General features: G+C 63.2%; 7 protein-coding genes and 2 pseudogenes. All 9 read left to right on the top strand.

Features of this window, described 5'->3' with window-relative positions:
* Positions 1-720, top strand: a pseudogene (locus EOA27_RS12500) (ABC transporter ATP-binding protein); the annotation flags it as partial.
* Positions 721-831: 111 nt separating this feature from the next.
* Positions 832-2,079 (top strand): sugar ABC transporter substrate-binding protein, encoded by a 1,248-nt coding sequence (locus tag EOA27_RS12495; RefSeq protein WP_126081276.1) that lies wholly within the window; start codon positions 832-834, stop codon positions 2,077-2,079.
* 126 nt (positions 2,080-2,205) lie between these two features.
* On the top strand, positions 2,206-3,102 hold the full coding sequence (locus EOA27_RS12490) for a sugar ABC transporter permease (protein WP_126081275.1): 897 nt from the start codon (positions 2,206-2,208) through the stop codon (positions 3,100-3,102).
* A 5-nt stretch (positions 3,103-3,107) separates the two neighbouring features.
* On the top strand, positions 3,108-3,950 hold the full coding sequence (locus EOA27_RS12485; RefSeq protein ID WP_126081274.1) for a carbohydrate ABC transporter permease: 843 nt from the start codon (positions 3,108-3,110) through the stop codon (positions 3,948-3,950).
* A gap of 32 nt (positions 3,951-3,982) precedes the next feature.
* Complete coding sequence (locus tag EOA27_RS12480) at positions 3,983-4,804, top strand: sugar phosphate isomerase/epimerase (RefSeq protein ID WP_126081273.1); 822 nt, start codon at positions 3,983-3,985, stop codon at positions 4,802-4,804.
* Between the two features lie 4 nt (positions 4,805-4,808).
* On the top strand, positions 4,809-5,885 hold the full coding sequence (locus tag EOA27_RS12475) for a Gfo/Idh/MocA family oxidoreductase (RefSeq protein ID WP_126081272.1): 1,077 nt from the start codon (positions 4,809-4,811) through the stop codon (positions 5,883-5,885).
* Positions 5,885-6,701: pseudogene (locus EOA27_RS12470) on the top strand (sugar phosphate isomerase/epimerase family protein). The gene EOA27_RS12475 and the pseudogene EOA27_RS12470 overlap by 1 nt, the downstream one beginning before the upstream one ends.
* Positions 6,701-7,528 carry an alpha/beta hydrolase gene (locus tag EOA27_RS12465; protein ID WP_126081270.1) on the top strand — a complete coding sequence of 276 codons (828 nt, stop codon included), beginning with the start codon at positions 6,701-6,703 and terminating at the stop codon, positions 7,526-7,528. The pseudogene EOA27_RS12470 and the gene EOA27_RS12465 overlap by 1 nt, the downstream one beginning before the upstream one ends.
* A partial coding sequence (locus EOA27_RS12460; RefSeq protein ID WP_127256298.1) for a D-allulose-6-phosphate 3-epimerase occupies positions 7,525-8,167 on the top strand: 643 nt, incomplete at its 3' end. The genes EOA27_RS12465 and EOA27_RS12460, both read left to right, overlap by 4 nt.

Genomic DNA, 8,167 nt, shown 5'->3' with positions numbered 1-8,167 from the left:
GTCGCCATGGGCCGCGCCATGGTGCGCGAGCCGGCTGCTTTTCTCATGGACGAGCCGCTCTCCAATCTGGACGCAAAACTGCGCGTGCAAATGCGCGCCGAGATCACAAGCCTGCAGAAGCAGCTCGGCGTGACGACTATTTACGTCACCCACGACCAAACCGAAGCGATGACGATGGGGGACAGGGTCGCGGTGCTGAAAGGCGGCGTGCTGCAGCAGGTCGACACACCGAAGCGGCTCTATGAATCGCCGGTGAACGCCTTCGTCGCCGGTTTCATCGGCTCGCCTTCGATGAACCTTTTCGAAGGGACGCTGACGGGCGACGAACTGACGGCCGGCACCTTCGCCATCCAGCTGCGGGATGCAGCCTTCGAGCGAAGACCGGGCTTGAGGTCGTATGCGGGGCGCAAGATCGTGTTCGGGATCCGGCCCGAGCATCTCTATGACAGCAGCCTCGAATCCGGCCGCAAATACCAGACGATCCCTGCAAAGGTGACCTCGATCGAAGAGCTCGGGTCCGAACACATCGTCCATCTCAACATCGACGCGGTCCGGGTGGATTCAGGCGACCCGGACGCGGTGAGGGATTTCGGCCTGGCGTCGAATGCGGTGGCGAAATTCGAACCGGAAAGCGCAGTCCGCTCCGGCTCGGAAATCCGGTTGGCCCTGGATGATACCAAGCTCCATTTCTTCGATCCCGAAACGCATCTGGCGATCTGAAGATTTGCGGCAAGGCCAGCAGGCGGGAGCGAGGCGCCTGCGAATGAAGACTGCTGAATAAACCAGACGATCGCCCGCATTGTGCGGCCGATCTCAAAGAAGGAGGAGAAAATGACATTTCGGATAAAGCCCGCCATGCTGAAGATGGCCGCGGCCGCATGGCTGCTTGGCGCAACCAGCGCCATGGCGGACACGACCCTGGAATTCGCCCAATGGTGGGAGCCCGAATTGCCCGCAGGCTCGCTGCGGAAGATCATGGACGAATTCGAGGCCGCGAATCCCGGCATCAAGGTGACGCTGGTCAGTGGCCCCTATGCCGCCACGCGGGATCAGATCTCGGTCGGCGCGGCGACCGGAACGCTGAGCGATGTCGTCGGCCTCGATGGCGCCTGGGTGAACAATCTTAACGCGCAGAACGCGCTCGCCGACATGAACCCGATGATGGATGCGAGCAAGTTCGACAAGACGCAAGTCGCGGACATCATCAAGGTGGACGGCAAGGCCGTGATGTTCCCGGTCGCTTCCTTCGTCTATCCGGTATTCGTCAATCTTGACCTCGCCGCCCAGGCGGGCGTCACCAAGCTGCCATCGACCCGCGCCGAGTTCCTCGAAGCCGCCAAGAAGATGACCCATGCCGACAAGAACCAGTATGGTTGGGTGCTGCCGCTGTCGCTGCAGTCGCCGTCCGGCGTCCAGAACGACATGATGTCGTGGGTCTGGGCATCGGGCCAATCGATGATGGCCGACGGCAAGCCCGCCCTCGAGGGCAAGCCGGTGGTGGACATGCTCACCTTCGTCAAATCGCTCAATGACGCGGGCACCATCTCGCCCGGCATCGCCACCAAGACCGAACAGGAAAAGGTCGAGGAATTCGTCAACGACCGCGTCGGGATGATGATCGACTCGCTCGCGCATGTGAACCTCATCCGCAAGCGCAATCCGAAGCTGAACTTCGACCTCATTCCGGTCCCGGTCGTGGAGAACTACAACGGCAAGCGCGGCCTTCCTTACGCCTCATGGGGCATCGGCATCTCCGCCGGCTCGAAGCATCAGGAGGAGGCCTGGAAACTCGTCCAATATCTGATGAGCGAGAAGGTCAACGCCAATCTGGTGTCGCTGGCCAACGCCTTCCCGGGCAATGTCAACGCCAAGCCGGACTTCGTGACCTCGGACAAGGCTTTCGGCAAGGCTTTCGAAATCTTCAAGACCGGTTACCTCGCCAATGAGTTCACGGGTCTGCCGGTGGCGGAAGACCTGATGACCCAGTTCGACGTCGAAGCCCAGAAGATGCTGGCCGGCGAGCAGTCTCCGGAACAAGCCGCGGCCAACGCTCAGAAAGGATGGACGGCTAAATTCTGATCGGCCTGTTTCACGATCTTCGACCGGGAGGCCTGACTTCGGGCAGGCCTCCCGGCAACAACGTACCGGCGACGCGAGTGTTCGCGAAGCTCGCCTTCTCTCGAAGGCGTATCCCAAGGTTGGCACATGACCCGGCAGAAGCGCTCCCGTCACAGACTGAAACGAACGGTCGCACCCTATCTCTATCTGTCGCCCTCGCTGGTGATCATCGGCCTGCTGATGCTGCTGCCGATGGTGACGGTGATTTCCTATTCGTTCCAGAACAGCGCGGTGCTGCGTCGCGACTCATCCTTTGCCGGGCTGAAACACTACCAGGCGATCTTTGCCGATCCCGTGTTCTGGGCCTCGCTATGGCACACGCTCTACTTCACGTGCATGAGCGTCGTTTTCCACATGACCATCGGCATGATCTTCGCGCTCATGCTGAACAGCGACCGCATCAACCCGACGCTGCGCAATATCCTGCGCGTGCTCTACATACTGCCCTGGCTCTTCACCGCGGTGATCATAGCGGTGATCTGGCGCCTGCTGCTCGAGCCCAACGGTGTCGTCAACAGCATTCTCATGCAGCTGGGTCTCATCGGCTCCAAGATCGAGTGGTTTTCCTCGCCCAAGACGGCGCTGCATGCCGTCACCTTCGCCAATATCTGGGCGGGCTACCCGCTATTCATGGTCAGCCTGCTCGCGGGCCTGCAGGGCATTCCCAAGGATTTCTACGAGGCCGCCGATATCGACGGGGCGAAGGCCTACCAGAAGCTGATCTTCATCACCATTCCCCAGCTGATGCCGATCATCATCAGCATCTCGCTGCTCGATTTCATCTGGACGATGCAGGTCTTCCCGTTGATCTGGATCACGACGGGCGGCGGTCCGATCTACTCGACCGAGGTGCTCAGCACCTACACCTACAAGCTGGCGTTCTCGAGCTACAACCTGTCCCAGGCGTCGGCGAGCGCCGTGGTCATCCTGCTGATCTCGCTTGGCCTGACGCTGTTCTACATCCGTTATCAGAAGGCCCGGTAATCACCATGAGGAAAAGGCACACGACGAAGGACAGGCTGATCACCGTCGCGCTGCATATCGCACTTGTCGCGGGGCTGTTTTTCGCGGCCTTCCCGATCTACTGGATGCTGAGCAGCTCGTTCAAATCGAACACCGAGATCTTCGCCCTGCCGCCGACCATCCTGCCGAAGGCCTTCACGCTGGAAGCCTATGCAGAGATCCTTGGCGACCCGGTCAAGCTGCGCTTCTTCTTCAACAGCTACTTCGTGGCCTTCGTGGTGACTGTGCTGACGGTGCTGATCGCCTTGCTGGCGGCCTACGGGTTCAGCCGCTTCAATTTCCGTGGCAAGGGCAGCCTGAACACCCTCATCATCAGCACGCAGACCATCCCGCCGATCACGCTTCTGATCCCCTTCTTCGGGCTCGTCGTCTCGTATCGCATCTTCGACACCTATATCGCGCTGATCCTGACCTATCTGGTCTTCACCCTGCCCTACGCGATCCTTTTGATGACGGGCTATCTGAACACCTTGCCCCGCGATCTCGACGAAGCTGTCGCCGTCGACGGCGGCACCAGTTGGACAGCGCTCTGGCGGGTGATCGTGCCGATCTCGTTGCCTGGCATCGTGGCGACCTCTGTCTATACTTTCCTGTTGTGCTGGAACGAATTCCTCTTCGCGCTGACCCTGACGAAGTCGACCTCCATGCGCACCGTCCCCATCGGCATCCAGCTTTTGATGGGGCAGCACGCTTTCGAATGGAACCAGATGATGGCGATGAGCGTGCTCGGCTCGTTGCCGCTCTTGTTGATCTACCTCATTGCCCAGAGGTTCTTCCTCGCCGGCATGACCGCGGGCTCGGTCAAATAGGCACGTCCCGCAGAGAACCAAGGAATGAAAGGATGAACGTGAGAGACCTCAAAGTCGGTTGCCAGACCTTCACCTGGGAAATGCTTGGAGACCGGTTCACCGGCGGCCCCGATGATCTCATCAAGGCGATCGCCGACGGCGGCTATGCTGGCATCGAGATCACCGACACGATGATCGGCCGCTATGCCGGCAAGCCGGCCGAATTCGCCGCCGCGCTGAAGGCGTCCGGCCTCACGCTCGTCTCCTTCGCCTTCGGTTCGAAAAGCGGCTTTACGCTCAAAGAGAAAATCGGCGAGGACCTCGACACAGCCAAGCGCTGGATCGACTTCGCCGCCGCCTTTCCGGGCACGCTGGTGTCGATGGGCTCGGCGACGGTCATGTCGGACGGTCCGCGCGAGGACAAGTTTGCCATCGCGGCGGAAGTCTACAACCGTGCCGGCGAGCTCGGCCGCAAGGCCGGCGTCCAGGTCGCGGTGCATCCGAGCTCGCACCACAACACGCTGCTGTTCGACCGCGCCGACTATGACAGCATCTTTGGGTTGATCGACGCTTCGCTGGTCGGCTGGGTGCCGGACACGGGGCACATATTGCGCGGCCACAAGGACATGGCCGACACGCTCACGACCTATCGCGACCGCATCCGCTACGTGCATCTGAAGGACGTCGATGCGAACGGCACCTGGGCTATGCTTGGCAAGGGCGTCTGCGACACGGCAAAGGTGATCGAGATCGCAAGTGCTGCCCCCAACTTCAACGGCTGGCTGGTGCTTGAGGAGGAATCCGAGACTGCCGCCGCCGATCCGGCCGGCGCGGTCAAGACCAACCGCCAGACCATGCGCGGCTACGGGGCGTGAGACGATGATCCACAAGCAAGACCGTCGCCTTCGTGTCGGTGTGCTCGGCTGCGGGCCGATCGCGCAATTCGCGCATCTGGAATCCTGCGTGAAGGCAAGCAACGCCGATCTCTACGCGATCTGCGATGCGGCGCCCGATCTGCTGGCGCGGATGGGCGCCACCTACGAGCCGCGCAAGATGTATGGCGACTATGACGAGATGCTCGCCGATCCGGAGCTCGAGGCGGTGATTGTCGCCACATCGGACGCCTATCACGTGCCGATGTCGATCAAGGCGCTGGAAGCGGGCAAGCATGTGCTGTGCGAAAAGCCGATCGGCGTCTCGGTCGAGGAAGGCGAAAAGCTTTCCGAAGCGGTCAAACGCTCGGGCAAGGTGCTGCAGGTCGGGCACATGAAGCGCTTCGACCCGGCGCTGGAAGCGGCGCGCGATTTCGTGCGCGACGAGATGGGCGAGATCCTGGCGCTCAAGGCTTGGTATTGCGATTCCACCCATCGCTATACCAACACCGACGCGGTGCAGCCGCTGCCTATCACAAGCAAGCTGGCGAAGAAGCCGGGCGGCAATCCGAAGGCGGACCTGCGGCAGTACTTCATGCTGGCGCATGGCTCGCATCTCGTCGACACGGCCCGCTTCCTGTGCGGCGAGATCACCGCCGTTCGTGCCCGCCTCAACGAGCGCTTCGGCGCCTATTGCTGGTTCGTCGAGACCGAATTCGCCAATGGCGCGCTCGGCCATCTCGACCTCACCGTCGCCGTGCGCATGGACTGGCACGAAGGCTTCCAGCTCTATGGCCAGAACGGCTCGGTGATCGCGAAGACTTTCAATCCCTGGTATTTCCGCGCCAGCGAGGTCGACATCTTCCACGAGAAGGACGCGACCTCGCGCAAGCCGCTCGGCGCCGACGGCCATTTCTTCCGTCGCCAGTTGGAAGGCCTCGCCGACACGGTGCTCAACGGCGCGCCGCAGCGCGGCGCCACGGTCGAGGATGGGCTCGCCTCGATACGCGCCATGGTAGCGATCGCCCGCTCGGTTGAGAGCGGCGAGCGCGTCGCGCTCGCCAGCGTGACGGGAGCGGTCTGATGCAGGTCGGCGTGTTCGCCAAGACTTTCCCGGGCAGCGAGCCGACCGGCGTGCTTGCCGCTGTCCGTGATGCGGGCTTCGCGGCCACGCAGTTCAACCTCGCCTGCGCCGGCCTGCCGTCGATGCCGGACGCGGTTCCGGACGCGGCGATCGACACTGTCGGTGCCGCTGCCAAAGCGACCGGAATCAGTCTCGTCGCTCTCTCCGGCACATACAACATGGCGCATCCGGACAGCCGGATGCGCCAGGACGGACTGCGACGGCTGGCGGTTGTCATCGAAACCGCGGCCAGGCTTTCGATCCCGCTCGTCACGCTCTGCACCGGGACGCGCAACGCCGAGGATCAGTGGGCGTACCATCCCGACAATTCCGATCCCGGCCTGGGCCGACATGGCGCGCGAGATGGAAAAGGCGCTTCGGCTTGCCGAGCGCCACGGCATCGATCTCGGCATCGAGCCGGAACAAGCCAACATCGTCACATCGGCTGAAGACGCGATACGACTGATCGGCGAGATGGGCTCGAAGCGGCTGCGCATCGTGCTCGATCCAGCCAATCTGTTCGAGCGGGCGAATGCCGAACAGGCACGCTCCATCGTTGCCGAAGCGGTCGAGTGCGTGGCTGGCCATGTCTCTTTGGCGCATGCCAAGGACCGCTTCGCCGACGGCCGCTTTGCCACGGCCGGACAGGGCGTCGTCGACTTCGCCGACTTCATCGCCCGGCTGAAAGCCACAGGCTTCGACGGGCCGCTGGTGACGCATGGGCTCTCGGCCAGGGAGGCGCCGGGCGTCGCGCGTTTTCTCAAGGAGCTGGTGTGATGGCGGGCCAGATTGCGCTTCTTCGCGACGGCGCGACGCTGCTCCGCACCGACAGGGGCGAAGGCCCGGCGGTGGTGTTCCAGCACGGGCTCGGCGGCGGTGAGGCGCAGGTCGCCCAGACTTGCCCCACCGGCTTCCGCCGCCTCACGCTGGAATGCCGCGGCCATGGCGGCTCAGGCTTCGGTGAACGGCGACCGTTCTCGTTCGAAATGTTCGCCGACGATGTGCTTGCCGCGGCCGACCGGGCCGGCCTCGACCGCTTCGTTGCCGGCGGCATCTCGATGGGCGCAGGAATTGCGCTTCGTCTCGCCTGCCGTCATCCGGAGCGCGTCGCTGGCCTCATCCTGGTGCGGCCGGCATGGACGTTCTCGCCAGCGCCGCAGAACATGCAGCCGATCGCCGAGGTCGCCGAGCTCATCCTCGAACATAGCGCCGACGAGGCAAGGAGGATCTTCGCGCAATCCGAGACCGCCACGCGGCTCTACCGCGACGCGCCTGACAATCTCGCTTCGCTGCATGGCTATTTCGACCGGCCCGACGCCAAAGCCTTCGCGCGGGTGCTTGCCGACATCGCCGGCGATGGACCCGGCGTTTCGGAACGCGACGCTGCCGCGCTCGACATTCCGGCGCTGGTCATCGGCAACGAAATCGATGCCGTGCACCCATTGTCGACTGCCCATGCACTGGCTGCGGCAATACCCGGCGCGACCTTCACGAAAGTAACGCCCAAGGCGCGCGACAGCGCGAAGCATTTCGCCGAGCTGCATGAGCAGATCAACTTCTTCCTTCATTCCCACTCGAAAGCCCGGAGCCTCATTCCGTCATGATCGCCAAACTTCTCTCCGGACCCGCGGCCATAGCCGCGCTGCCGCGCAACCGGCTCATCGGCGAATTCTCGCTTTGGTCGGCGGATCTCGCCAACATGGAGCGCGACCTGAAGCGGATCGAAGCCCATGCCGACCTGCACCACATCGACGTGGCGGACGCCCGCTTCACCCCCGGCTTCCTGTTCTTCCCGGATCTGGTGGCACGCATCGCCAGGCTGACCGCCAAACCGATCCATGTGCATCTGATGGTCGAGGCGGAAATCGTCGAGGCGCAGACGCGCCAGTTCATCGAGGCCGGCGCCGACCTCGTCACCATCCACGCCGAAAACGGCGAGGCCGGGTTGCGCGCGGTGAAACTGGCGCATGAGCTCGGCGCCGAGGCGGGCGTGGTGCTGCGGCTAGAAACGCCGGTCGACGCTATCGAGCCGTTCCTGCCTGACGTCGCCTTCGTGACGCTGCTCGGCACCTCGATCGGCGTCAAGGGGCAGAGCCTGTCCGAAAAGGCCTGCCCGCGGCTGGTCGAGGCGCGCGCGCTGATGCGACAGGCCGGCCGCGAGGCCGACATCATCCTTGCCGCCGATGGCGGCATACGCCACGAGACGGTGCCGCTGCTGCGCGCCGCAGGCGCAGACACTGTGG

This window comes from Mesorhizobium sp. M2A.F.Ca.ET.037.01.1.1 (assembly GCF_003998075.1).
GTDB lineage: Bacteria > Pseudomonadota > Alphaproteobacteria > Rhizobiales > Rhizobiaceae > Mesorhizobium.
The sequence above is the reverse complement of the archived record's forward strand: the minus strand, read 5'-3'. Positions and strand labels throughout refer to the sequence as shown.

Bases quoted from the DNA above. Each gene is read 5' to 3' on its own strand.
- EOA27_RS12495 (WP_126081276.1), top strand. From the start codon at position 832: ATGACATTTCGGATAAAGCCCGCCATGCTGAAGATGGCCGCGGCCGCA.
- EOA27_RS12490 (WP_126081275.1), top strand. From the start codon at position 2,206: ATGACCCGGCAGAAGCGCTCCCGTCACAGACTGAAACGAACGGTCGCA.
- EOA27_RS12485 (WP_126081274.1), top strand. From the start codon at position 3,108: ATGAGGAAAAGGCACACGACGAAGGACAGGCTGATCACCGTCGCGCTG.
- EOA27_RS12480 (WP_126081273.1), top strand. From the start codon at position 3,983: ATGAACGTGAGAGACCTCAAAGTCGGTTGCCAGACCTTCACCTGGGAA.
- EOA27_RS12475 (WP_126081272.1), top strand. From the start codon at position 4,809: ATGATCCACAAGCAAGACCGTCGCCTTCGTGTCGGTGTGCTCGGCTGC.
- EOA27_RS12465 (WP_126081270.1), top strand. From the start codon at position 6,701: ATGGCGGGCCAGATTGCGCTTCTTCGCGACGGCGCGACGCTGCTCCGC.